This window comes from Cohnella faecalis (assembly GCF_003570905.1).
Taxonomy (GTDB): Bacteria; Bacillota; Bacilli; order Paenibacillales; family Paenibacillaceae; genus Cohnella; species Cohnella faecalis.
This window is the reverse complement of record NZ_QXJM01000052.1, coordinates 73,756-99,705: the sequence shown is the minus strand read 5'-3', so window position 1 is coordinate 99,705 and position 25,950 is coordinate 73,756. Positions and strand designations below refer to the sequence as shown.

Annotated in this window: 22 protein-coding genes and 1 other RNA gene; 9 read left to right on the top strand and 14 right to left on the bottom strand. The window is 52.4% G+C overall.

Annotated features, from left to right (window positions below; all coding sequences use genetic code 11):
- The 5 genes from D3H35_RS28080 to D3H35_RS28060 form a co-directional block, all read right to left on the bottom strand.
- Positions 1–600: NHL repeat-containing protein (locus tag D3H35_RS28080; RefSeq protein ID WP_459178274.1), on the bottom strand; the 600-nt coding region annotated here is incomplete at its 3' end.
- A gap of 109 nt (positions 601–709) precedes the next feature.
- On the bottom strand, positions 710–4,057 hold the full coding sequence (locus tag D3H35_RS28075) for a FecR family protein (RefSeq protein ID WP_119152409.1): 3,348 nt from the start codon (positions 4,055–4,057) through the stop codon (positions 710–712).
- Between the two features lie 24 nt (positions 4,058–4,081).
- Positions 4,082–5,902: an adenylate/guanylate cyclase domain-containing protein gene (locus D3H35_RS28070; RefSeq protein WP_119152240.1), complete on the bottom strand. Its 1,821-nt coding sequence runs from the start codon at positions 5,900–5,902 to the stop codon at positions 4,082–4,084.
- A 180-nt stretch (positions 5,903–6,082) separates the two neighbouring features.
- Positions 6,083–6,319 (bottom strand): ferredoxin, encoded by a 237-nt coding sequence (locus tag D3H35_RS28065; protein ID WP_119152408.1) that lies wholly within the window; start codon positions 6,317–6,319, stop codon positions 6,083–6,085.
- A gap of 125 nt (positions 6,320–6,444) precedes the next feature.
- Positions 6,445–7,728 carry a DNA polymerase IV gene (locus tag D3H35_RS28060; protein WP_119152407.1) on the bottom strand — a complete coding sequence of 428 codons (1,284 nt, stop codon included), beginning with the start codon at positions 7,726–7,728 and terminating at the stop codon, positions 6,445–6,447.
- 133 nt (positions 7,729–7,861) lie between these two features.
- Between D3H35_RS28060 and cimA the strand changes: the two genes are divergently transcribed.
- Entirely contained in the window at positions 7,862–9,475 is a 1,614-nt protein-coding gene (cimA, locus tag D3H35_RS28055; RefSeq protein ID WP_119152406.1) for a citramalate synthase, read from the top strand.
- Between the two features lie 437 nt (positions 9,476–9,912).
- Here the strand turns inward: cimA and D3H35_RS28050 are convergent, their stop codons facing one another.
- Complete coding sequence (locus tag D3H35_RS28050; protein ID WP_158594317.1) at positions 9,913–10,485, bottom strand: TlpA family protein disulfide reductase; 573 nt, start codon at positions 10,483–10,485, stop codon at positions 9,913–9,915.
- 191 nt (positions 10,486–10,676) lie between these two features.
- Here D3H35_RS28050 and D3H35_RS28045 point away from each other — a divergent pair, with 191 nt between their 5' ends.
- Both D3H35_RS28045 and D3H35_RS28040 read left to right on the top strand, forming a co-directional pair.
- Positions 10,677–11,987 (top strand): MFS transporter, encoded by a 1,311-nt coding sequence (locus D3H35_RS28045; RefSeq protein WP_119152404.1) that lies wholly within the window; start codon positions 10,677–10,679, stop codon positions 11,985–11,987.
- An 89-nt stretch (positions 11,988–12,076) separates the two neighbouring features.
- Positions 12,077–12,526, top strand: a complete 450-nt coding sequence (locus tag D3H35_RS28040) for a M67 family metallopeptidase (RefSeq protein ID WP_119152403.1) — start codon at positions 12,077–12,079, stop codon at positions 12,524–12,526.
- 3 nt (positions 12,527–12,529) lie between these two features.
- Here the strand turns inward: D3H35_RS28040 and D3H35_RS28035 are convergent, their stop codons facing one another.
- Genes D3H35_RS28035 through D3H35_RS28025 form a run of 3 tightly spaced genes read right to left on the bottom strand, consistent with a single transcriptional unit; the run spans position 12,530 to position 15,747 of the window.
- Positions 12,530–13,273 (bottom strand): exonuclease domain-containing protein, encoded by a 744-nt coding sequence (locus D3H35_RS28035; protein ID WP_119152402.1) that lies wholly within the window; start codon positions 13,271–13,273, stop codon positions 12,530–12,532.
- A 5-nt stretch (positions 13,274–13,278) separates the two neighbouring features.
- Positions 13,279–14,334, bottom strand: a complete 1,056-nt coding sequence (locus tag D3H35_RS28030) for a DUF294 nucleotidyltransferase-like domain-containing protein (RefSeq protein ID WP_119152401.1) — start codon at positions 14,332–14,334, stop codon at positions 13,279–13,281.
- A gap of 48 nt (positions 14,335–14,382) precedes the next feature.
- A complete protein-coding gene (locus D3H35_RS28025) occupies positions 14,383–15,747 on the bottom strand; it encodes an ammonium transporter (protein ID WP_119152400.1) in 1,365 nt (454 codons plus the stop codon).
- 385 nt (positions 15,748–16,132) lie between these two features.
- Here D3H35_RS28025 and D3H35_RS28020 point away from each other — a divergent pair, with 385 nt between their 5' ends.
- Together D3H35_RS28020 and D3H35_RS28015 are read left to right on the top strand one after the other, a co-directional pair.
- A complete protein-coding gene (locus D3H35_RS28020) occupies positions 16,133–16,588 on the top strand; it encodes a MerR family transcriptional regulator (RefSeq protein WP_119152399.1) in 456 nt (151 codons plus the stop codon).
- 36 nt (positions 16,589–16,624) lie between these two features.
- The gene (locus D3H35_RS28015) at positions 16,625–17,311 is read left to right on the top strand and encodes a zinc metallopeptidase (protein ID WP_119152398.1); all 687 of its coding nucleotides are present in this window, start codon (positions 16,625–16,627) and stop codon (positions 17,309–17,311) included.
- 80 nt (positions 17,312–17,391) lie between these two features.
- Here the strand turns inward: D3H35_RS28015 and D3H35_RS28010 are convergent, their stop codons facing one another.
- Entirely contained in the window at positions 17,392–18,294 is a 903-nt protein-coding gene (locus D3H35_RS28010) for a LysR family transcriptional regulator (protein ID WP_119152397.1), read from the bottom strand.
- Between the two features lie 104 nt (positions 18,295–18,398).
- Here D3H35_RS28010 and tpx point away from each other — a divergent pair, with 104 nt between their 5' ends.
- Positions 18,399–18,896 carry a thiol peroxidase gene (tpx, locus tag D3H35_RS28005; protein WP_119152396.1) on the top strand — a complete coding sequence of 166 codons (498 nt, stop codon included), beginning with the start codon at positions 18,399–18,401 and terminating at the stop codon, positions 18,894–18,896.
- Positions 18,897–18,967: 71 nt separating this feature from the next.
- On the opposite strand, the gene D3H35_RS28000 is transcribed toward tpx, so the two are convergent.
- The 4 genes from D3H35_RS28000 to D3H35_RS27985 all read right to left on the bottom strand — a co-directional run bounded on the left by D3H35_RS28000 (position 18,968) and on the right by D3H35_RS27985 (position 22,106).
- Entirely contained in the window at positions 18,968–19,351 is a 384-nt protein-coding gene (locus D3H35_RS28000) for a DUF1499 domain-containing protein (RefSeq protein ID WP_119152395.1), read from the bottom strand.
- Positions 19,352–19,432: 81 nt separating this feature from the next.
- Positions 19,433–19,615: non-coding RNA, 6S RNA (gene ssrS / locus D3H35_RS27995), on the bottom strand.
- Between the two features lie 36 nt (positions 19,616–19,651).
- A complete protein-coding gene (locus tag D3H35_RS27990) occupies positions 19,652–20,428 on the bottom strand; it encodes a YesL family protein (RefSeq protein WP_119152394.1) in 777 nt (258 codons plus the stop codon).
- A gap of 40 nt (positions 20,429–20,468) precedes the next feature.
- Complete coding sequence (locus D3H35_RS27985) at positions 20,469–22,106, bottom strand: DEAD/DEAH box helicase (protein ID WP_119152393.1); 1,638 nt, start codon at positions 22,104–22,106, stop codon at positions 20,469–20,471.
- A 197-nt stretch (positions 22,107–22,303) separates the two neighbouring features.
- Here D3H35_RS27985 and D3H35_RS27980 point away from each other — a divergent pair, with 197 nt between their 5' ends.
- The 3 genes from D3H35_RS27980 (at position 22,304) to D3H35_RS27970 (ending at position 25,850) form a co-directional block, all read left to right on the top strand.
- Entirely contained in the window at positions 22,304–23,149 is an 846-nt protein-coding gene (locus D3H35_RS27980) for a YitT family protein (protein WP_119152392.1), read from the top strand.
- A gap of 181 nt (positions 23,150–23,330) precedes the next feature.
- Entirely contained in the window at positions 23,331–24,521 is a 1,191-nt protein-coding gene (locus tag D3H35_RS27975; protein WP_119152391.1) for a putative glycoside hydrolase, read from the top strand.
- Between the two features lie 372 nt (positions 24,522–24,893).
- Positions 24,894–25,850, top strand: a complete 957-nt coding sequence (locus D3H35_RS27970; RefSeq protein ID WP_158594316.1) for a transposase — start codon at positions 24,894–24,896, stop codon at positions 25,848–25,850.
- The last annotated feature ends 100 nt before the right edge of the window (positions 25,851–25,950 follow it).

Genomic DNA, 25,950 nt, shown 5'->3' with positions numbered 1-25,950 from the left:
ACCGTCGCAAAGTCTCCCGCATATTCGACGGCTCCGGGAAAATATTCGATCGGACGAGTGAACGTGGCCGTGACTTGGATACCGTTCCGTCGGGCGAAAATTTTCGAATAACGTTGTTAAGCGTGTCCGCGACATAAACGTTGCCTTGGCATCGACCGCGACATCGGATGGGCTGTAAAAGGCAGCGTTCGCGCCTTTGCCGTCCGTCTGGCCGATATTGCCGTTGCCGGCCAGCGTCGTCACCGTGCCGTCTTTGGCGATCTTGCGGATCGAATGGTTGCCTGAATCGGCGACGTAGATCGCACCTTGACCGTCCGCCGCAACTCCCATCGGCAAATTAAATCCCGCTTCGGACGATTGGCCGTCCTTATTCGAACCGAGCGGAAGCCCCGCCGAATCGTCTCCGATGTATAACCCCGTCAAGGTCGATACTTGACCCGCTTTGACAACCCGGATCATGTTGTTGCCGGAATCGCTGACGACAACTCGCCCATCGCTCAGCTCCAGCAAAGAACGCGGGTGGAAAAACGTCGAGGCGGAAGCCGCTCCGTTGGCGTGCCCCCATTCGGATTGGCCGGCAAGGGTACGAATCTCGAACAAGGAAGCGGACTTGAGCCAGCCGTCGCCGGAGCGGCCGAAACGACGGAGGGAAGCGACAGTGACAGCGTGAGTCCCAACACGGTTAGCAAATTGCGTTTGTTTCTGCTGCTCATGGAATCAATTCTCCTTCTCCTACTTTTTTTCTACAACGGGAAGCCGACTTGGAAAATGAGTACATAGGTAATTCGATGTCCGTTCCATTCTCTACCGTAAGGTAAATAGATTTGGAGGCGCCGGCTTGTACGCCATACAAAATATAGGCAGCTCCCGCTTGCGATGCCGTCATCCCGTCATCGGAAGAAAAGCCTTTAATCGTCCCGCTAAATGAAAGAGTCAAGTCAACGAACGGGTTCTGGGTTAGTCCCTGCGTCATGTTGATCTGGTAGGTGTAGCTTCCAAGATAGGTTACCGAATTCACGGTGCCGCCCGCATAGGCAATCTGGGACGGCGTCAGATCGATAGCGGCCGGTACGCTGCCATAATAAACGGTTAGCAAATATTTTGTTGCGTCCGAATAGTCGAGCGGACTGTGTACCTCTACCGACACATCGTAAGTGCCAGGCTCGGAGAAATTCAAGGTTCGATAGCCGTCTCCGTCCGGTTCCGAAATGTGAACCGCAGAGTTATCCGTTCGAAGCTCGATATCGCCGAAGTCGGAGTCGAGCGCGAACATGATCGGATTTGCGATATCGTCCGTTACAACGGCAAAACCTTTCTCGAAATCGTCTCCTTCGTAATTATAGGTAGGAATGGTAACCCGCTCATTGCCAGCCTGGTTTATCAAAAATTCATTCTCGTCCAACTGAGAAGAAACGAATCCTCTTTCGATAACGAATTCCGTTGCCTTCGTTCCATTCATTAGCTTGAACCGATAATAGCCGTTGCCGTTGAATTCAACCCTGTACTCCGGTTCCTCTGCCGTGAACGTCTTGACAAGCTCGCCGTAAGAGTCGTAAAGCTTCAGCTCGCTTCCACTCGTCGGATCGAAATGAAGATCTGTCCAGCTAGAGTCGCCGCTTACCGATGCGACGAAGCGCTTCGGCGATCCTGACGGAAGATTTCGGGCCTGTTCCCAGATCATTTCCTCGTCCAGATCGTCTATCAAATGCCAATCGGCAACTCCTTGAGGAAGATCGTAGCGATGTACGATCAGATCATAATAATGAGAGCCGCCGCCAATATCTTTCATCTCGACCATTAGGCTCGTCGATTCGTTCGTCAGCGGGACCGTAATGACTCCCGCATTATTCGGGTAATACTCGTCCGAATTGTAGTCGGATTCTTCGAACACGATGGCCTTCTCCAGCGTTAAATCGGTGCCTTCCGCCGAATAGAATCGAAGCTCGTTGACGGATGCATCCACTCTAGCTTGGAAACCCCGGCTTTCCGAATTGCCGAGTCGATAGTCTACCGCATTCCCGGAGCTGTCCTTCAAATCGAAAGGATGGTCATCCTCCCCGAATACGATATCGTCGTCAATGAGCCAATAGATGATCGGATGTCCGACTTGGTGATTATTCGCGTCGAATAATTCGACCAGGAAATAATCGTATTTGCTTGAAATCGTGAAAAGTGTCTCAACGTTTGACATCATCGTTACCGGAGAAAGCACTTCCGTTTCCGAACCGGAATACGTAATTTGTTTAACGACCGCCTTGACCGCGCCTCCGGTGAGCTGCAAGGTCCACTTCAAGTCGGTGCTCTCCGACGGCACCCTTGCTCCGAAAATGCCTCCGTACCCGTATTCCCACTCGAACGGGTTCCAAGTGATTCCCGATCCGCTGAGCTCATTGTATTGTTGACTAGACGATGCCAGCCCCTCCGGCTGATCGCGTTTCGTAAGGGCTACTCCGACGAAGACGGACGAATTGTCCGCTTTTATCCCCGAAATGGCAATATAGGTATGTTCGAATATAAGAGGAACAATGTAGCCGCCCATCGTCTCGTCAAAAGTCGCATAGTAAGACATTTCGCTTTCGCCGCCGTCTTCCGAGTAACGAACGGTCGACACGGTCGTCGTCGCGTTCAAACGCGGCGATACGACTGCGTAAATGGCACCGAAAGGCACTTCAAGCGAATAGTCGGACTGCAGCGCTCCGAAAGGAAGAGCTTTGACCCACTCGTTGGCCGTTCCGCTGCCTATAATATTGTACTTGATCCCGTAGAAAGCCGATGAACCGCCGTTCCCCGTACCGCTGCCCGTTCCTGTCGTCGGAGAAGGCACGACTTCCCCGTTCGTTTGCCTGTCTTGCTCCAGCCGCTTCTTCTCAAGCTCCGAAAGCTGGCGCTCGTACTCCTCCAGCGCTTTCTTTTTTATTTCGCTTTCGGCGGCTTTATTCGCCGCTTCCTGCGCCCGCCGCTGCGCTTCCAGCGCCGCTTGAACTTGTTCGTTCAGCTTTTCTTTCTCTTTTTTGGCTTCTTCCTGCTTCTTCTTCTGAAGCTCGGCGAGCTTTTCTTTCTCTTTGTTAAGCTTGTCCTGCTCCAGCTTGGAAAGCTCCAGCTCCGTATTCCGTAAATCGATCGATGTGCCGGCTTCCTTGGCAAGACGTTCGATATCCGCAGCTGTCAACTTGCCTTTATCGATGGCATCCTTGGCAAGCGCGCCGATCAGGTTGCTCACATTTTTCATGAGCTTGTCGAGCTCTTCGGGAGAGCCTACATTCAAGCCCGGCGTCCGATTGAGCAAGCTTTCCAGATCCGCTTTTTTCTTCTTGATGAGCTCTTCGTTTTCCTTATCGATCTGGGCTTTATTTCTGATAAATTGCTCGATCACTTCTGGAGACGCATGGTTGATAATTTCATCGACATCCAGAAAAGTAACCGAGTCGTCCATTTCCTGCGAAGATCCTTGAACGTCGACGATAATTTGCTGCGTCGGATAGATCGTTGTCGTCGGATTTCCGCCGTTTGGCCGGGCGGAACCGTTCGTCTTTTTGGCGACGTTAGCGAACCCCGATGCCACCATCGTCAGCGTGCTTCCCGACAGCGGGTCGACGGTCGCAAACAAATGCGTGCCGCGGACGCCCATGATCGCCGTCGGCGTCTCGATCGTGAAGGCGTCGTCCTTGCTCTTGATCGATTTGATTTCGGACCAGGTCGTTCCGCTCAGCAGGCTGATCTTGGTCGTTGTGCCGCCTCGATCGGTCAGCTTCGAGAACGTCAGCGTGGAACCTGCGCCGGCCGTAACCCGATCGTCCTCGGACGAACCGTTCGAAAACTGCAGAACGGCCGAGCTCTTCGGACCGACGGTCAGAACATCTCCTTCGTTCAGACTCATCTTCTTGTAAGCTTTGAACTGCTTCGTGCCGCCCGACTTTTTCACCTCGACGGTTCCGGTCAGCTCTTTAATAATGCCGACTCTCGATGTCGCAGCGTAAGTATCGCGGGCAAATACTCCTAAAAAAGGAATCGCGACAAGCAAGAACGCCATGAACGTCAAACTGCTTTTTTTCGACACGAATCACCGCTCCTTTCGTTCGTGTTAATCCGTTACGCCAAGCACTTCATAGACCCTGATCGGGTGGGATTTGCCTTTGAACATCCGGTCCTCGCCTTCGTCGAAAAGGAAATGCTCTTTCACCTTTTCATAGACTTGCTCCGAGACGTGAACCTGTCCCTTCTTCGTCTGCGATTCGATCCTCGCCGCGATATTGACATTGTCTCCGATGGCCGTGTAATCCACCCGAAGATAAGAACCGATATTGCCGACGACGACTTTGCCCGTGTGAATGCCAATTCCGACGTTCACTTCCACGCCGTACTTCTCTATAATGTTGTCGCGGATTTTGTTCATGCCTTGCTGAATCTCGTAGGCAGTTTTGACTGCCATCCGCTCGTGGTTTTTCAACTCCAAAGGCGCTCCGAACAAAATCATGGCGGCATCGCCGATGAATTTGTCTATTGTGCCTTCGTTGCGCAGCGTCGTTTCCGTGATCATGTTGAACATCGTGTTGAGCGTATCGACTAACTCCGGAGGCGTCAGCTTCTCCGACAGCGGCGTAAACCCGCGAATATCAAGGAATAGAATCGTAATTTCCTTCAAATCGCCGCCGAGTTCGATGTCGATATTCTGGTCGACGATTTGCTTGACCAGGTCCTTCGATATGTATCGTCCGAATTGGCGGGTTACGAAGCTCTTCTGAACGCTCTCGGAATAAGCTTTCAGCGACAGGTTGGCCAAATAAGCCAAAATGGCGGCTAGAGCGATGTTGGCGATGCTCATGGAAGTTGCTTGGGATTCGTAAAGAACGAATTGCGCGAAGTAGACAGCGGTTAATGACGCTGCGAAGACGAGGAAGGAGACGACGTTTTTCGTTCTCCACGGCAGCCAGATGAAAAACAAGAAAAGCGTGAAGGCAAGCAGCATTTCGATCCATTTGGGAGTGTAGTTAACTTCGGATCCCTTCAACAATTGGTTGACGATGTTGGCGTGTGTGTAGACGAGCTTCATATTTTTCTCGATTGGTGTAATGCCGCTATCTTGACCGCTCTCGTCGCCAACGCCGACAGAAGTGAATCCGACGAGCACGATGGCGTCCTTGAAGACGGTCGGATCGATTTCCCCGTTCAACACGCTGATGAAGGGAATCGTCATAAAATCTGCTGTTGACAGCTGATAGTCGATGGTGATCGTGTTTTTGGCGATTTTTTTGCCCGGATCGGTCATGTCGTCGTATTTGCTCAAATCCGCCCCGTACATCTTGGCGGCTTCATAGCCGAGCGATGGAATGACGGTGCCGTCCTCCGTCTTGATCTTCAGCCAAGTCTGGCGGATGACGCCGTCGTCGCTGATGACGCGGTTAATGTTCGCCAGATGCGTATGGTCGGCGAACTTTTTCAGTGGCTTGGACAGCTGATAAGCCGTTAGCAGCTCGTGCCGGCGAACGACGGTCGTACCGAATACGTCGCCTTCCGTAATTCCAATGACCGGCAAAACGATGTTCGAATACTGAGAGAAAGATTCCGCCAAGGCGTCATCGCTGGCTTCGTCCTCCGAAGCCTCGTTGAACAAAATATCGAACACGATAGCCTTCGGCTCGTTCTCCGGCTGGTTCATCGCATCGAGGAATGGCGGATATACCGCTCGATCCCATGGAAATCGACCAAGCTCAGCGAGAGAGTCTTCGTCTATTCCGACTACGATAATGCTTTCGTGAGGGTTGTGATCCGCGGCTTTCTTCATGTTGTAATCGAAAAAGAGATAATCGATCGGCTTCAAGAGGCCGTTCGCATAGACGATGCCGACAGCAAGCAGCAATACGACGTTAAGTAAAATGGCTATCCTTTTTATTCGATCCCGCAATGGTTATCCCGCCCTATGAAAATCATTCCAGACCCCTTACATTATACCGCACGACCCGTAAATTTTGTTGCATTATAGGAAAAAAATGACGAAAAATGACGGGAGTCATAAAGGATGACAAAAAAGAACCCTTCCATAGGCCTTGTGGCCTACGAAAGGGTTCTCCGAATCCGATCTTACTTACTTATTGAAAGGCGCGTCCGCGATTTGGATCGAATCCGTCGGGCAGCCGTCCGATGCATCTTGCAAATCGTCGTAGAGATCTTCCGGAATTTCGGTGTTGCCGTGATTGCCGTCGGATCCGAAAATGACCTCGGCCAAACCTTCGTCGTCATAGTCGTAAATGTCGGGAGCGGTCGCGCCGCAAGCGCCGCATGCGATACAGGTGTCTTTATCTACATAAGTGAATTTAGCCATTATTCAATAACCTCCCAGATTCGGTTCCTGAATAGCGATGAGATAGCGCTATCTTATGTTCAATATAATACAAAACAACCCCGAGATCAAACGAAATTGCAAGGCAAAAAGAACAACTCTCTTAGTTAATAATCGTTCTCACCGGCGTCGTCCTTTTCTCGCAAAAAATCGGTTTGAAGCGACGTCCCCCTCACCTTTTTGTTGCGAATCAGAGACGAAGGATCGTCCCCCAACATCCCCGCGGTCAGCACGGCGCTCTCCCCGTATTTGTCGCGAAGGCGATCCATGACCGATATGAGCTGCTCTCGCCTCGGGTTTTCCTCATACGAAAACAAGTCGAGTTGAACCGGCGTATCTTTCTTGGGAGAAAGCCCTTGAAGCGTAATGCCGAGGAGTCTAACCGGCTTGCCCTCGGTCCAATTCTCGTCCATGAGACGGCAAGCCTTGGCGTACACGTCTTCCATCGCGTCCGTCGGCGACGGCAAGCCGGCCGCTCTCGTGATCGTACGCATATCGGGATCCCTGATCGTAATTTGGACGGTGGCGCACACCATCCGCTGCCTTCTTAGGCGCCTCGTCGTTTGGTCGGCCAGATTGAGCAGAACGCGGCGATATTGCTCCCGTTCCGTCAAGTCGGCCGGCAACGTCGTCGTATGCCCGATCGATTTGGCCGCTTCGCGGTCCGGGTTGACCGGAGAGTCGTCCAGTCCGTGCGCCGCTTTCTTCATCCAGGCGCCGTAAACTCCGAACCGCTCCGTCAGCATCCTCTCATCGGCGGCAGCGAGCTCGCCGATCGTACGAATGTTCAGCCTAAGCAGCTTGTCCGCGGTTTTGCTGCCTACTCCGTATAGCGACTGGCACGGATTGTTCCATAGCAGCGCCGGAACCTCTCTTCGTCTAAGCACCGTAATAGCATCCGGCTTGCGCATATCGGAAGCCATCTTCGCAAGCAGCTTGTTGGGGGCGACGCCGATGGAGCAAGGGAGCGAAAGCTCTTCCTTGACCCTGCGGCGAATCGTCTCCGCAATAACGAGCGGCTCGCCGAATTGAGAGCTTCCCGTAATGTCGAGGAAGCATTCGTCGATCGAAACCGCTTCGACTAACGGGGTATAGCTTCCGGCGATGCGCAGAAACCCTTTGCTGTACTTGCGATACAGATCGAAGTCCGGCGAAATCAGAATGAGCTCGGGACAAAGCTGGAGCGCCTGCCTGACGGTCATGCCCGTTCGTATTCCTCTCGCCCTTGCCTCGTAGGAGCTCGTCACCAATATGCCCTTTCGCTTTTCTACGCTGCCTGCCACCGCTGTCGCCTTGCCCATATAAGTATCCGGATCCTCTGCGGCATGGACGGAGCAGTAGAACGCGTTCATGTCGATATGAAGAATGACTCTTCCTTTCGCTCCGCTCACGATTCGCTTCTCCTCCTTGTCGCCGGATTTCGGGCTTTTCGTCCTATGTCTCCATTATAAGCCGCCCTCTACATTTGGGGAAAGTAATGCTATAATAGATACACTTGTTTTTAAGGAGGCATTTCGTTTCGGCATGTCAACATCCCTCTGCATTTTCGATACTACTTTACGAGACGGCACGCAAGGCGAGGGCATCAGCCTAACAGCGGAAGATAAGGTAAAAATCGCCCTCAAGCTCGACGCACTGGGCGTCCACTATATCGAAGGCGGCAATCCCGGCAGTAACAGCAAGGATATCGAATTTTTCCGGCGCATCCGGGAATTGAACCTTCGGGCCAAGCTAACGGCATTCGGCAGCACCCGCCGCAAGAACATCGCCTGCGAGCAGGATGCGAACCTCAAGCATCTGACGGAATCCGGCGCCTCGGCGGCTACGCTTGTCGGCAAAACATGGGATTTCCATGTGCATACGGCGCTGCAGACGACGCTGGAAGAGAACCTTGCCATGATCCATGAATCACTTGCCTACGTCCGGAGCAAAGGGATGGAAGCATTGTTCGACGCCGAGCACTTCTTCGACGGCTACAAGGCGAATCCCGAATACGCGCTCGCCGCGCTAGCCAAAGCGAAGGAAGCGGGCACGGAATGGATCGTTCTGTGCGACACGAACGGCGGCACGCTGCCGAGCGAAATTCACGAAATTGTCTCCCGCGTCCGTTCCGTCATCGACGCTCCTATCGGCATTCATACGCACAACGATTGCGAGATGGCCGTCGCCAACGCGATAGCGGCCGTCTCTGCGGGAGCCCGCCAAATCCAAGGCACGATCAACGGGTACGGAGAACGCTGCGGCAACGCGAACCTTTGCTCCATTATCCCCACCCTCCAGCTAAAAATGGGCTACGATTGCGTAAGCGACGAGCAGCTAACGACATTGACCAGCGTCGCGCGGTACGTCAGCGAAATCGCGAACGTTATCTTGCCGGTCAACCAGCCCTATGTGGGCAACGCGGCATTCGCGCACAAAGGAGGCATTCACGTCTCCGCGATCATGAAGGATTCCAAAACGTACGAGCACATTTCCCCCGCTTTGGTCGGCAATAAGCAGCGAGTGCTCGTCTCCGAGCTGGCCGGACAGAGCAACATCTTGTCCAAAGCGCAGGAGCTGGGACTTGACGTCGGCGCGGAAGGGCTGAAATCCCGCAATGTCATCGACCGGATCAAGGAATTGGAGCATCAGGGCTATCAATTCGAAGGCGCGGATGCCTCGCTCGAGCTGCTTCTCAGAGATGCGTACGGCGATACCGTCGATATTTTCACAGTGGAAACGTTTAAAATCATCGTCGAAAAAACGGCGAACGGCATGGTGTCCGAAGCGATCGTAAAAATCAACATCGGCGGCGAGCAGGTCTATACGGTAGCGGAAGGCAACGGCCCTGTCAACGCGCTTGACAATGCGCTCCGCAAAGCGTTGTCGCAGTTCTATCCCGGCATTCACGATATTCATCTGACGGATTACAAGGTTCGCGTTCTGAACGAAAAGGACGCGACGGCCGCCAAAGTGCGGGTGCTTGTCGAATCGACGGACTTCAAGGACTCGTGGAACACGGTCGGCGTATCCACCAACGTCATCGAAGCGAGCTGGGAAGCTCTGGTCGACAGCATCCGGTATGCTCTTCTCGGAATGGTCAAGCGGGATGTTTCTCCTCAAGCCCCCCGCGAATCCTATGGCTGGGTAAACCATTAATAGCAAAAAAAGGACGTTTGCTTCCTAACGGGAAGCAAACGTCCTTTTTTATTGTCTGTTATGATCCGTTCGAAGATTTAGAGTAACTCGCACCGCTATGGAGCGTCCACCCCCGCCAATCGCCGAAAGAATGGTACCCCGCACCACTGATGAGCATCTACGCCCGCCAATCGCCGAAAGAATGGTTCCCCGTACCACTGATGAGCATCCACGCCCGCCAATCGCCGAAAGAATGGTTCCCCGTACCACTATCGAACGCCCGAACTCGCCAATCGCCGAAAGAATGGTACCCCGCACCACTGATGAGCATCCACGCTCGCCAATCGCCGAAAGAATGGTTCCCCGTACCACTGATGAGCATCTACGCCCGCCAATCGCCGAAAGAATGGTACCCCGTACCACTATCGAACGCCCGAACTCGCCAATCGCCGAAAGAACTACCCCGCTATCGCTTTATCAAGCAGCGCTTCCCAATCCTCAAGTGGCTTTACGCCCTCGATCCGCTCGATAATGGTACCGTCGCGGCCGATAACGAAGCTGATCGGATACGAGAACACCTTGTATTCATCGCCGACCTTGCCGTCGGCGTCGGTCAGTACGGGAAACGTAAATTCGTGCTCTTTGACGAACAGCTTTGCATTGCGGACGACGTCGTACTTCGTCGCATTGACGGCGTACAAATCCACCTTATCCTTATACTTCTCGTTCAACGTCTTTAAATCGGGAGCTTCCAGCTCGCAAGGACCGCACCAGGATGCCCAAAAGTTGACGATCAGCACCTTATCCCGGGGTCCTCCGGCTTCGTAAGTCGCATTCAGCTTATCGTCCAACGCGGCAAGCTTGAAGGCCGGCGCTTTCGATCCCGGCTTAGGCTTGGCCGCATCGTTCTCCTGGCCTTGTTCGGCCGTCCCTCCCGCATTCGAAGCTTTCGGCCCCTTGTCATTCGTATAGACAAATACGGCCGCAATCGCCGCGGCAACTATAATTAGAATAAATAAATTTCTTTTCATCTTTAAAACCCCACTTTTCCGTCGATGCTTCATTTTGTCGGTCGACTCCCATTTTACCTCATATCGCCTCGTTGTTCCAACCTTGGCTTGCTCCTGCATGGGTCGCCGCAGGCGTGGAGATATTATGCCTTGGGCAGTCAAGAGCCCGGCATTGGCGATCCGCGCCGTCAACCACATCCAAGGAGGACGCCATGGCGACCGCAAAATCCAGACCGAACCTTCGCATCGGCTCACAGGAGAAAGACAGTTCCCGTTCTTCTCGCCCTACTGCCAATCCCAAAACTTCCAACAAAGGCGCGAGCACCGGCAGAGGAAGCCGAATATGGGAATATATCGCTCTCGCCTCCGTCCCTGTCGTGCTCGTCTTAGGAAACTCCATGCTCGTGCCGATCCTGCCCACTCTGAAGCGCCAGTTCGGCATTTCGCAATTTCAGACGAGCCTCGTGATCAGCTTGTTTTCCGTTGCGGCCGGGCTCATCATCCCCGTTGCCGGTTATTTGTCCGACAGGTACAGCCGCAAGAAAGTCATGATTCCGGCTTTGATTCTTTATGGAGGAGCGGGTATATTAGCCGGCTTCGGAGCGGTGTGGGAATCGTATCCGGTGTTAATGGGGGCCCGAATCCTGCAAGGCGTCGGGGCCGCCGGAACGGCTCCGATCGCCATGGCGCTCGTCGGTGACATGTACAAGGACGGGGAGGAAAGCCAGGCTCTCGGACTCATCGAAGCGGCGAACGGTTCGGGCAAGGTCATCAGTCCGATACTGGGAGCGCTGCTCGCTCTCGTCATCTGGTACGCGGCCTTTTTCGCTTTTCCCGTTTTTTGCGCGCTGTCCGTCGTTGCCGTCATATTTTTGATCAAGGAGCCGAAGCGCAAGGAAGAACCCAAGCCGCTCCGGGAATACGTTAAAGCGATCGGCACCCTTTTTCGAAAAAACGGCCGCTGGCTGCTCGCTTCCTTTTTCGGAGGCTCGCTGGCCTTGTTCATCCTGTTCGGAGTGCTGTTCTACTTATCGGATATTTTGGAACAAAAGCCTTATTCGATCGACGGCGTTCGCAAAGGCTTCGTGCTTGCGATTCCTTTGTTCGGCATGGTCGTTACCGCCTATGTAACCGGATCGGTCATTCGCAAAAACGGCGTTCTTATCCGACTTCTCATGAACGTCGGGCTGGCGCTTATGGTCGTGTCCTTGGCGCTTGCCATCTGGTTGAACGCGAACCTGTACGTATTTATCGGACTGTTGACCGTCAGCAGCGTCGGAACCGGGCTGCTGCTTCCTTGTCTCAACACGATGATTACCGGAGCGGTCGAAAAAGCGGAACGCGGCATGATCACATCCCTGTACAGCAGCTTGCGTTTTCTCGGCGTTGCGTTCGGTCCGCCGCTGTTCGGCTGGATGATGGGAATTTCGCATCGCACCGTGTTCATCTCCGTATCCGCACTGTCGTTCGTCGCTCTCTGCCTCGTCTTTTTCATGGTCAAGCCTGGCAAGCAAGTGAAATAGACAAGTATCGGGCAGCCGCCGCTCGTGTTGCTTCCGCTCCCTGCGTCCCTCATACTAATGGGTAAAATGCAACGAAGGGATCGGCGGCGATGAACGCGGATACGTCCAAAATAATATTGACTTCAAAGCTCGAAAAGGAGCTGCTGGCCGCTTGCCGAAGCCGCCTTCCTTACGAAGCTTGCGGCATCGTGCTAGCCGCTCAGTCGGATACCGAAGGCAACGAAGCTCTAATGAAGCCCGACTCATTCGCCATCGTGCGGAACGTGTCAACGAATCCGGAGCGCACCTTTCGCTTCTCGCCCGAGGAGTATGTCGCCGCCGTCTATGAAGCGCAAAAAAACCAACGAAGGCTCGTCGGCTTTTTTCACTCCCATCCGACGGGCGAGCCTCTGCCCAGCTTCGAGGACGGGCAAGGATCGCTGTCTTGGGGAACTTATTGGATTGTCGGCCTCGGCAAGGAATCCGGCCCGGAAATAGCCGTCTATAGACGGGACGAAGCCGGAGATTGGCTCCCGCTTTCCTTGGAACGAGTACCGTAGCGTTCAATGTCGGCTTAAATAGGCGTACAAATCGCCCAAAGTCGTCAAATTTCGGGCATGGATTTGTTTGAGAAAAGAAAAATAAAGGTTGGCTGTCATTATCGAATCGTGCAACGCGTGGTGTCTCTCCGTAATTTCTATGCCGTACGTTTCCAAAAGTTCGTCCAAGCCGTACTGCCCGCTTGCCGGATTCAGCCATTTTGCAATCATCATCGTATCGAGCACCCTGTGAGTCAAATTCACCTTGGAGGTGCGCCATAGCGCCGAATTTAAAAATTGCTTGTCATGCCCCGAACCGTGCGCGATGAGCACGCGCTTGCCGACGAAATCCATAAAATCGTGCAGCCCGTGCATAATGTCCGGCGCATTCTCCACCATATCGTTCGTAATGCCGGTCAACTCCGTAATATGACGGGGCACTTTGCGTTTCGGATTAACCAATCGGTAGAATGGCTCGGCCTCCGCGAACTCCCCGCCCCGAACGATAACTCCGCCAATCGAAATAATTTCGTCGCCGTTGTAAGGGTAAAATCCGGTCGTCTCCAAATCGAACACGACCGCCTCAAGCTCCGCAAGCGGTATATCGAGCGTATTCTCCTTGCGCTGGTCGCGCGACATCGAGCGGATGAACGCCATCTGCTGGGCATTGGACGACCCGAGCATCGAAGCGATCGCGGGCGTAAGACCGCCCATTTTGTACAAATGCCACATTCGGCCCATCGAGTTTGTCCCTTTAGGCTCGTTCATTCCCTTCACCTCCCGCCGAAGCGGTATTGCAATTCGCGCTCCACTTTCCGCTGAACCTTTTTGCCGATTTTCAAAGCTTTTTTGAGCGGCTGCGTCAATTCCTTCGTTAGCTGGTCCCGCGGTATTTTGCCATTCCCAAGGGTTAGAAGCCTAAGCCGCAGCAGGAACGAAAAGGCCGACGAAGCTTCCTCCGCTTCGCCGAGCGTCAATACTCCCGCGTGCTGCAAGCCCGCTATTCGGCCCAATGTGCTCGATTCGTGAATGCCGGCCTGGACGGCGAGCAGCCGAAAAGCGTTGACCATCGGAATATAGGCGCCGTATTTAATATCCAGACTGCCGGAATCTTTGCCGTACCGCTCTCTCAACAGTTGACCGAAAGCGCCGACGAGAACTTTGTGGCGAAGCGTATTTTCCATCATTCGACGAACGATAACGGAGTTGCTCAGCATGTCGGAAAAAAAACGTTCCCTGAATTCCTCCGCCATTGAGATATCCCCCGCTACCTTCCTGCCATCGGCGATGATCAGCAAATGCCGAACGTTCTCCCAGCTCGGTTCGTTGAAGTAACCGTCGATTTTTCGTTCCCAATCATGGAGAGAGAGACGCCATTCCGGATTGGAAGCAATGACGTTACCCTCGCAAGGCGGGTATCCGGCGCGAACGAGATACTGGACGGCCGTCTGACCGAATTGTTCGAAATAAAGCTCGCAACGTTCCTTCTCGTCATCGTTCGCCGGATTGGCGTAGACGATGCCGCTGTCTTGATCGCTTGTCATCGTCTGCTCCGACCGGCCTCCGCTGCCGAACAGGAAATACGCATAAGGCACGGGAGGGGCGCCAAGCCCCAACCGTGCCAAATCGTTCTCCACTAGCTCAAGCGCGCGACTGATAATTGCGTCTTGAAGCTCGTTCATAGCGTCGACGACCGAATTAATCGGAGAGATTGAAACCAGCGCCAACAGTCGATTCTGCTCCTTGTTGCGCAGCATTTGCAACATTTCCGGATCAGAGGCGCTGCCTATTTCTTGCTGCAACCGCTTCTCCCATCTGGATCTGGACATGCGGCTTCTATCCCTCCCGTAACGACGCCGTCGATATTGATGAAGCTATTAGACCGAAGTACCCGCTTTTTTCATTTGTTCCGGGTAACCGTAAGTGCCGTGCTCGGAAAGGTCGAGACCGATGATTTCTTGCTCTTCGGTTACGCGAAGCCCGACCACTTGCTTCATAACCCACAGAACTACGAAGGAAGCTACGAAAGCGAATGCGCCGCAGACGACGACGGATTCGAATTGCACCCACAGCTGCTCCCAGCCGCCGCCGTAGAACAGACCGGATTTACCAACATTCGTGATAGTTACCAGATCCTTCGTTGCGAATAGACCGTTGGACAGCGTTCCCCATACCCCTGCAGCCCCGTGAACGGAGAGAGCGTAGATCGGGTCGTCGACGCGGATCGCTTCGAAAAATTTAGCGCTGAAGAATACGAGCACACCGGCTACTAGACCGATAACGACTGCAGCCCAAGGCTCTACATATGCGCAAGATGCGGTGATAGCAACCAGACCCGCAAGTGCGCCGTTCAACGTCGTCGTAATGTCTGCTTTGCCAAGTACCAGCCAAGAGATAAGGAGGGCTGCCACTGCGCCGCCCGCTGCGCCGAGCTGAGTATTGAAAGCTACGAATCCGAAAAATCCGTCGCTAACGGCGAGCCAGCTGCCTGCGTTGAATCCGAACCAGCCAACCCAGAGGAGCAATACGGAGAGAGCCGTATACACTTGGTTGTGACCGAGAATTTCGTTGGCGGAGCCGTCTTTATTGAAACGGCCGATCCGCGGTTTAAGCAAAATCGTTCCAGCCAAAGCGGCCATGGCGCCCGTCAAGTGAACGACCGTGGAGCCCGCGAAGTCTTGCGAACCGTCGGCAGCCAACCAGCCGCCGCCCCAAATCCAGTGGGCGACGATCGGATAGATGACGCCGGCGAAGAACAAGGTGAAGATTAAGTAAACGGACAGCTTTGCGCGTTCCGCGAATCCTCCCCAAGCGATGGAGAGAGAAACGGCTACGAAGGCCAGTTGGAAAACGAAGAATACGGAAGAAGGATAATTCTCTCCGTCTACCGCCAGGAACGATGGCTCGTAAAGGAAGTTGCCCAAGCCGATGAATTTGTTGAGCGATTCTCCGGCGTCGCCGCCGAATGCGAAGCCGTAACCTACTGCCCAGTATACAAGAGACGCAAGACCTACAGTAAAGATCGTTTTGCCGGCTACGTGGCCCGCGTTCTTCATCCGGGTCGAACCCGTTTCGAGCAGGATGAATCCGCCTTGCATGAGCAGCACCAGAATGCCTGCAACGAGAATCCACAGAGCGCTCAGTCCCGAATTAAGCGTTGCTGCTGATGGATCCTCGGCAAATGCCATTGTCGGGAAGAGCACCATAAGCGCACCCAACGCTAGTAAACTTTTCTTGACCACAACGACCACTCCCTGCGTGTAATGTTTCATAACATTTGAAGAAAGGCTTGATGTCATTATAGTAAGAACTTCACGATTTGACAATACAAAATGCGTAAATTTATTCATGGAACACGCTAAAAATCTAACATTAAGCCCTTGTTATCGATTCAATGTTAAGTTTTCGCCTTAATTATGGAGCAATTCCCACTCTGCTTATTATCAATATCCCCACCCTCCCTTCGCGTCCATGCCGTCTAATTTATAAATATGTTAGTTTATGTTCCATTAGGTTGAATAAATGTCTCAATCTCTAGGGATTTCAAGCGAAGCATGACGTTTGACTGTACGGTTGAACATTCAGTATTATAGAAGATATCGAGAACTTGCCGAAGAGGTGAGAACCATGAAACACGGATCGACGAATCCGCCTAAGCTTTACCGGATCGGTGAATTATCCCGATTGGCAGGGATAAGCCCTCGCACAATCGACTATTACACCGGCCTCGGGCTGCTCGCCCCCGCCAAACGTTCAACGGGAAATTATCGCCTGTACGACGATGAAACGTTGGACCGAATTCGCCGTATTGAACAGATGAAGGCACAGAAGCTTTCCCTCGAAGAAATTCGCGACAAGTTCGCGGCGTTTAACCGGATTTCGCACGACGAGCACGTTTCGCGCAAGCTGGCGGAGCTCCAGAGCCAGCTGACGCAGCTGGAGCGCGGAGTGAAGGAGCTGGAGCCCGTGCTTGATCAGATGAAGCCACAGCAGGTGAAGAGGCTGTTCCGGGCCATCACACCGCAAACGGCCGCTTGCATCGAAGCATTGCTGCTTCTTCTTGGGAAGAATAACTTAATGTAGCTTTCGCACTTCACCGCCAATGGAGGTCATAACGTCATGTTTTTTCACCCGATGGATTTCTTGATCATTATTGCGTTCCTATTGTCGCTATGGGCTCAGTTCCGAGTTAAAGGTACGTTCAATCGTTTCGCCGACGTCCGCGCCATGAGCGGGCTGACAGGCTACGAGGCGGCGCGGAGAATGCTCGACCGCAACGGCCTTCACGACGTCCCGATCGAGCCCGTTCCCGGTCGCCTGTCCGACCACTACGACCCGATCCACCGCGTCGTCCGCTTATCGGAGCCCGTCTATTACGAAAGCTCCATTTCCGCTATTTCGGTCGCTTGTCACGAAGTCGGTCATGCCATTCAGCATCAGAATCATTATCCGATGCTCGTTCTGCGTCACCGCATCTTCCCTCTCGTGAACATTGCTTCCGGTATCGCGCCGTTCCTGCTCATCGCCGGCTTCCTGTTCCAGGCAACCGGCCTCATCGGTCTCGGAATCGTCTTCTTCTCCATCGCCGTCGCCTTCCAGCTCATCACGTTGCCCGTCGAGTTCAACGCAAGCTCGCGAGCCAGGGATCTGATGGTCGCGGAAGGATTTATTACCGGCGAGGAAGAACGCGGAGTCGCGAAAGTATTGAACGCCGCAGCGCTTACGTACGTAGCCGCCGCTTTGATCTCCCTGCTCGAGCTCATCAAGTACATTATGATTTTCACGAGCAGCAGCCGCGACGAATAACCTTCGGAGCCATAACGCCAACGAAAAACAAGCCTGCCGGGTCGATGTCGACTCGGCAGGCTTGTTTAATTATACTATCGTTATCTCGGGGTATATTGGGATTTGAAGTATTCAAGCAAAAAAGAATGAAACATATGCACGACCAACGGAAGCTTCTCGGAGCTTCTGCGAATAATGCCTATCGTCCGTGCAACATGGGGAGCACTGACTTTGACGACAGCCGGCATCATCGAACTTGTGCGATACAACGCCATTTCGGGCAGCAGGCTTACGCCCATACCCGCGGCGACCAATCCCCGGATCGTATCCGTCTCTTCGCTCTCGAATCCGATTTTAGGGGTAAACCCCGCCTCCAGGCAAGCTTCCCACACTATGGGCCTCAACGAATAGCCGCTGCTGAACAAGACGAACGTCTCCTCCTTGAGCTGGTTCAATTCGATCGATTCTTGCTGCGAGAGAGGATGATTTTCCGGCAAAATCGCGAACAACTCTTCCGTAAGAACGATTTCCCCTGTGACGAGATCGTTCTTCTCGGGGTGAGGAGAGATGAATGCCAAATCGACCTCTGCGTCCGCCACGTCTTTAATTAGGGACGGATACATCCCTTGTCTGAATTTGAATTTGACGTTCGGGTGCAGCTTCCGGAATGCGGCTACGACCTGCGGAACGAGATGAAAGCCGAGACTATGTGGAAATCCGAGACGAATTTCACCGACTTCAGGGTCCAGAAATTCATGAATTTCCGTTACCGAGCGATCCAGATCGTCCAATATCGCTTCCGCCCTCTTCAGAAACAACTGTCCTACCGGCGTAAGCTGGACGTTTCGTCCTTTTTGCATGAACAGATTAACGCCTAATTCTTCTTCCAGACGATGAATTTGTCTGCTTACCGCCGATTGGGCGACATGCAGCTCTTCCGCGGCCTTGGTAACGTGCTGGAGGCGCGCAACGCGAACGAAATATTGCAGCTGTCGAAATTCCAATCCGTTTATCTCCTTTCGCAGCTCCGTTAAGCGATTGGACAACGCCGTTCGTAAACGATTATAATAATTTACGCAAGTCTTATCAATGAAGGAGGAAAAATGTAATGGCAACTTTTAAAGGCAATCCGATTACTCTGGTTGGACCGGAGCTTAAAGTCGGCGATCAAGCCCCAGACTTTAAACTAAGCAAAAACCTGCTTGAATCGGTATCCCTGCAAGACTATGCAGGCAAAGTCAAGCTGATTAGCGTCGTTCCTTCTATCGATACCGGCGTATGCGATGCACAAACCCGCCGCTTCAACGAAGAAGCGTCCAAGCTGGGCGACAACGTTATCATCTTGACGGTCAGCGCGGATCTTCCGTTCGCCCAAGCCCGCTGGTGCGGAGCTGCCGGTGTAGACCGCGTCGTGCTGCTATCCGACTACAAAGATAACAATTTCGGTAAATCTTACGGTGTGCTGATCGAGGAATTCGGCCTGGATATGCGCGCAATCTTCGTTCTTGACGCCAACGATAAGATTACATACGTCGAAGTGCTTCCGGAAATGACGGAGCACCCGAATTACGAAGCGGCTGTCGCAGCCGTACAACAGCTTCTGTAGTCCTTGCAGAGCATAATAAAAGCGAGGCAAGGCCCCCGGCCTTCCTCGCTTTTGTTATGGAGCCGGCAAGCTTACATGCGATTCGCGGCAAGCTTCCTGTCCAATACGGCATAAATTTCTTGAATGACGCGATAATTCGCGCCCAAATCTCCTAGCGACCCGCGCGAAGCCGAATAAATATCGACGGCCGACGTTCCCGGAGTAGGACTTACGATCTGTACCGTAATGTCCATCGTACGGCCCGAGACGGTCCGCTTCTCCATGACGATTTCGCCGATCGTCGGCACTTCGTGCAGCACTTTGTAGCCTTGCATCTTCTTCAGTATCGAACCGATCTCATCCCATGCCCGATCTTTAGAAAGCCTATAATAATGAGATTTCAGCTTGGGATCCTTCGCTTTATCGCCTGTATGCTCCTGGCTGCGGATCAGTCCGATCAGCATTCGCTTCAGCAATACTCTCTCTCCCTCTCGGTGCAAGTACGCGTTTAACTTATAATACCAAGCTTGTCCCAAGCATAAAAGTAAATCCGCGTAAAAAAACCCGCCTATGCCGTCCGACGCTCATGTTTCGAACCCGCTCTCGCAGGTGGGTGTCCGCAGCAAAGGCGTTTGGCTTCCCCTTTCGAGGGCTTGCCAGCTGCCAAGCAATGTTGGACTCCCGTCATAAAATCATTGGTTCAAAACATTAAATCGCCGTAACGTACATCGCAGGAGTTAGTTCCATTATAAGCAGTAACAACAAAAATGTAAAACTTACTTCTTCGTCTCGCGTTGGTTTTCCGGAATTTCGGGCTCCTCGTTTTCGTCGGAAGAATCCGAATCCTTCGCGATCATCATCTTCTGGATGACGATGTTGAAGTTAAAAAAAGTAAAGAGCGCGATGATGCTTCCGAAGAAGAACGGAATCAGGAAGTTGAATCGATAGCTGATCATAAGGATCGCGGCCGTGCCTATGGTCATGATCAACGACCGAATCGGCTTGCCGATCGTTAGGACGACAGCATTTTTCAACAACTGAAAGGTCTTCATATGGAAATGGGACAACAGGGAGAAAAAATGATGCAAGGAAATGACCAGCAGTACGAGCAAGGCGATAAAAAGATACGCAATGACGCCGAAACCGCTCATGCTCGACAAATAAACCTTGTAGTCGATAATCAGAACAGCCATCAGCACGGAGTAAATGATGCCTCCGAGCATCGCCTGTACGAAGTTCTGCTTGTAACTGCGGAAGAACGTCTTAAATAGCGGAACATCCGCATCGCCGAGCACCCATTTCCGGGCGACCGAGAACATAGCCGAGGTCGCCGGAAAAAAGGTAAACGGGGAAACGATCGCCAACAAGATTACCGACTGGGTCAGGGAACTGGTTACTTGATCTTCCGTAACGCTCTGCAATGCCCAGAACCCGCCGATCATGACAAACCAGAATGGAAATGCACAGATGATCCAAAGCACGTTCGTGACGGCCAGTCTCATGATCCATTCGGATATTTTATAAAAACCGCCCATCAATCCCCGCATTTCCATGGGCTTTCCTCCTTGACGACCTCGTTCTGGACTCGAACTCTTAGATGTTTACGAAATCTTCGCTCTGCGAACGCGTACCGCGGGAATCGTCCCGACGCTCTGTTCTAGGACCGCGGGAACCGCCGTCTCGATAAGCGCCGCCGCTGCCTTGATAACCGCTGCCTTCGCGATTGTAAGGCTTGCGTGCGCCGCCTTGGCCGCCCTGACCGCCTCGGTAACCGCCGCCGCTTTGACCGCCGCGGTAGCCGCCTCCGCCTTGGCCGCCGCGATAGCCGCCTTGACCGCCGCCGCTATAGCCGCTGCGTCCGCCATAGCCGCCGGAACCGCCGCGTCCGTCGAACTTGCGCTTTTTGGACCGGATTGGATCTTCCGGCGTCAATTCAACGTTGACTTCTTTCTTGTCGCCCGTCAGCAGCTTCATAGCCGCAGACAACAGCTGAACGGAATCGTATTGCTCCAACAGCTGCATGGCGACCCATTTGAACGCGCCGACTTCTTCCTCGTCGCGAACCGTTTCCAGAAGGCGCTCGGCCATCAATTTTTGTTTGCCTTCCATCGCTTCCGAAAGCGTTGGCAAAGGCTTTTTGGAAATGCGGTGACGGGTTACTTTTTCGATAAAGTGCAGGTGATCCGTTTCGCGAGGCGTTACGAACGTCCAAGACGTTCCTTCTTTACCGGCGCGTCCCGTCCGGCCGATCCGGTGAACGTAGCTTTCTGGATCTTGGGGCATATCGAAGTTAATAACGTGAGTAACGCCGCTGACGTCGAGACCTCGCGCCGCAACGTCCGTCGCTACGAGCACGTCGATGCTGCCGTCGCGGAATTTCCGCATAACGGTGTCGCGTTGATTTTGGGACAGATCCCCATGCAGACCGTCGGCTGAATAACCGCGCTTCATGAGCGCTTCGGACAGCTCGGCTACGCGGCGCTTCGTGCGTCCGAAAATAATAGCGAGCTCAGGCGGCTCCATGTCAAGCAAACGGCACAAGCCGTCGAATTTCATCCGCTCTTGCACTTCAACATAAAATTGTTGAATCGAAGGCGCGCTGACTTGCTTTGGAATGACGGAAATGTGCTCCGGATTGCGGAGAAACTGTTGAGCGAGCTTCTGAATGTTAACCGGCATCGTAGCGGAGAACAACAGCGTCTGGCGCTCTTCCGGCACCAAGCTCAGGATCGACTGAATGTCATCCATGAAGCCCATGTCCAGCATTTCATCGGCTTCATCGAGCACGACAGTGCGGACATCGTCGAGACGAATCGTCTTGCGGTTAATATGATCAAGCAGCCTGCCCGGCGTTCCGATAATGATTTGCGGTTTCCGCTTAAGCGAGCGGATTTGGCGGCCGATATCTTGCCCGCCGTATATCGCAAGAGAGCGCAAGCCCTTAAAGCGTCCGAGCTTTTCGATTTCTTCCGCCACTTGAATGGCGAGTTCGCGCGTAGGCGCCATGACTAGTGCGACGATTTTGTCTTCCGAAGGGGCGATCTTGCTTAGAAGCGGGATGCCGAATGCGGCTGTTTTTCCTGTTCCCGTCTGTGCCTGCCCGATCATGTCGCTGCCAGCAAGTGCTACGGGAATCGCTTTGGCTTGGATCGGGGTCGCTTCTTCAAACCCCATCTCCGAAATGGCTTGAAGAACGCCTTGCTCCAATCCAAACTCTGCAAATGTGCTCAAACTTATTCAAACTCCTTCTGTATTGGGCCATCGAATTGCGGCTTCCAAAAAAAATATACAGTCCATTATAGCATAAAAGCATTCGTAAACTCCAGCATCAGGAAATCAATCCCATTATCCGCATGAGGCTGCGTTTCAAGGAGAACCTAAGGAAACGCAAGCCCTGATTTCCCAAGCTTCGAACACGAGGTGCATTCATGAAAAAGACTGTCGGGTGGATCGCCAAAACCGGGCCCTATATAATGATGGCGCTAAGCGCGGCCGCAGTTTCCTGCGGTTTCCAACTGCTGCTGATTCCGCAAAAACTGCTCAGCAGCGGAGTTTCGGGTGTTGCCATGATCATCGGATATGTGAGCGGCTGGAACATCGGCTGGCTTTATTTTGCCCTTAATGTCCCGATTTTGATCTGGGGCTATCGCGTGCTAGGCCGAAAGTTTATTCTGCTTAGCATGGTCACCGTTATATTCACATCCGCGTTCATGCAATTCGTTCCCGAGCATGCCCTCACGAACGATCGGCTGTTAGCCTGCGTATTCGGCGGGGTACTGGTCGGTGCCGGAACGGCTGTCACGCTCCGTTTCGGCGGTTCTTCAGGAGGCTTCGACATCATCGCATCCATCATTTCCCGTCATCGGGATTTGCCCGTTGGAATTCTCGTCGTCGCTTTGAACGCGATAGTCGTGGCCGCCAACGGCTGGCTCCGCAAAGATTGGGATGCCGCCTTATATTCTATGCTGTCGATTTACTTAACGGGAAAAGTAATTGATCTTGTGCATACGCCCCACCGTAAGGTTACCGCTTTTATAGTAACGAAGCAAACGGACTTGCTTGCCGCGAAGCTGTTGACTCTTCCTCGCGGCGTTACGATTTTGAAAACCAGAGGCGGCTTCACTAGCAATGAGCAAGACATGCTCATGACCGTCACTACCCGTTACGAGCTTACGGAGCTTCGAAAAATAATACGCGGAGTTGATCCGAACGCTTTTGTGAACGTTGTCCAAACAATCGACGTGATCGGACAATTCCGTCGCAGACCAAGTTAGCGACTAACGGTATTTTCGCCTTTCTCGAGCATACATTATAGGGCGCGATTTGTCTTGGGCGGACATATCCAAAAATGCAATTATCCCTTTCTTTTCTCATCAAAATCCTACAAATTACCCCTATATCCGCCTTTGAAACTCGTTTATAATCGGTTTCATAAGCTTATAGGGAGAGAAAACAATGGACATCCTTCTGACGCTGCTGCTCTTGCTCCAATCCGCTATTGGCGGAGACGGAGGGCAGCACAGCGAATCGTCTCTCGGCAAGCTTTGGCATACGACCCAGCTAGCCATCAAACAGCAAAATGCAAAGCCGGACAAACCAAACGTCGAACAACCGACAACGAGCAATCCCTCGAAAGAAGATCCGCAAAAGGATGCGCCAAAAGTGAAGGGGATTTACGTGACCGCCTACAGCGCCGGAGGCGCGCGAATGGCGACCTTGCTTGATTTGCTTGACAAAACCGCTCTGAATTCAATGGTCATCGACTTAAAAGACGACAGCGGTTTTATTACTTACAAGACAACGAATCCCGAGCTTACGAAAATCGGAACTCCTCAACCGTTTATCAAGGATATTACGAAAACGATGGCAACCTTAAAAGAGCACCAGATTTATCCAATAGCCCGCATCGTCGTGTTCAAAGATACCATTCTTGCCAAGAAAAAACCGGAATGGTCCTTCGTGAATGCCGACGGCAGCGTATGGAGCAACAAGAAAGGCGACCGATTCGTCAATCCTTACCGCAAGGAAGTATGGGACTACAACATTGCCGTAGCAAAGGAAGCCGCCAAGCTCGGATTCAAAGAAATTCAATTCGACTACGTCAGGTTCCCTGAAGGTTTTGAAAAGAAGGCAGACCATTTAAAATTCACCAAAACGGAACAAAACCGAATTGATATCGTCGCCGGATTCGTCGCGTATGCCAAAAAGCAGTTGGAACCTCTCGGCGTACGAGTGTCAGTAGACATCTTCGGCTATGCGGCATCCGTTCCGGCCGCAGAAGGCATCGGTCAAGACTTTGCGAAAATATCAAGCGCTGTCGACGTCATTTGCCCGATGATTTATCCAAGCCATTATTCCGCCGGATGGTTCGATCAGAAGGACCCCGACAAGGCTCCTTACGCCACCATCGAGGGCGCGACGATCGCCACCCACAAAAAGCTCGATTCGCTTGGCGACAAAAAACCGATCGTCCGTCCATGGATTCAGGATTTTACCGCCAGTTGGCTGGGCAAGGGCCATTACATCAAGTACGGCACCGCCGAAGTAAACGCCCAAATAAAAGCCTTGAACGACAACAACGTCGAAGAATTCCTCTTATGGAACGCCGGAAACAAATATTCTCCCGACGCCAATTACGGCAAATAACTATTGGAACTCATACTATATAACGTATCTGCTTAACCTCGTCCCGCTCTCTGGATCCCGTTCGGATTTTCCCGAACGGGATCTTTTATTATCCTCGGTCTCTCAGTTGAGCATGTTTGACCTCCATTCAAGCATTGGTTCCTTTTCCTTCGTACGTCACATTATCCCGTCGGCTCAGTCACCGGAATAAAGTCTCTATTTTCCCTCCACCGTCGCATTATCCCTTTCGCTCAGAACTACCTAAAATCTTGCAAAAATTGATTGAAAACAGAACAGATGTTCGTTAAAATATTCTCAACACCTCCTCCGGTTTGCTTCTTATAACTCCACAACCCAGTACCTATGTTTGCCAACTTCTCTCAAGGAGGCTGCATGATGCACTTGTCTCTTCTTCAGGAAAATATGACTTTTGAACAATTTTGCACACGGTATCGGACAGAACGAGATTGTATCGAGATGCTAATCCGCATTCGCTGGCCGGACGGCTATCGTTGTCCAATTTGCGCTTGCGCACATGCTTACCAAATATCGACCAGAAGACTCCCTCTATTCGAATGCCGCTCTTGTCGCTATCAAGCGTCCGTTATCTCCGGCACCATCTTTGAGGGAAGCCGTACATCTTTGAGTCGTTGGTTCCAGGCTATTTATCTTCATGCTAATCCCTCTGGAATCAGCGCCACCCGCCTTTCTGAAATTATCGGAGTCACCTACAAAACAGCCTGGTTGATCGGCCATAAGCTAAGACACGCCATGCAAACCGCTAATAATCAAGACAAGCTTACCGGCAATGTGCAAATAAGCTTCGATCGCTACGGCTCTTTATCGGGAGGTCCGCAATTCATCCCCAAGTTTAACCACCCTATGGTAATTGGAGCTTCTATCAATCGCCAGTCCGAAACCGAACAGATTATGATCAGACAAATTTACGATGAACCCGTAGAATATTTTTCAACACGATTCAATGGGGATGAGGCCTTTGCAAACGAGCACGTTGACATATCTAAAGCTCAATTAACTAAATTTTTGCCGTTTCATAACAAGAATCGATCAACATCCACCAGTAAATTAGCGATTCTGCTTGATAACTGGCTCAACGACACATTTCACGGTATTGGAGCCAAGCACCTCCAAGCCTATATCGATCAGTTTTGTTACCGCTTCAACATGCTTAAGAAAAAGCTTAGTTCGTCGCTCGATTTGCTGCGGTGGTGTGCGATTACCGCTACTATTACATACAAATCCCTCGTTCTATTAAAAACGAGACGCCAAGCCCTGCCCCTCAACTCAAACACTCGAAAAAATCGTTTCGTTTCCGCAGCCGCCGTCTAGGATTTCAACCACTTTTGCTGCGTCAGGAAGGAGCTTTTATTCGTTGTTTGATTACTTCGCTATCCACCATCACAATAAGCCTCTTCAATGAACTTTAGTT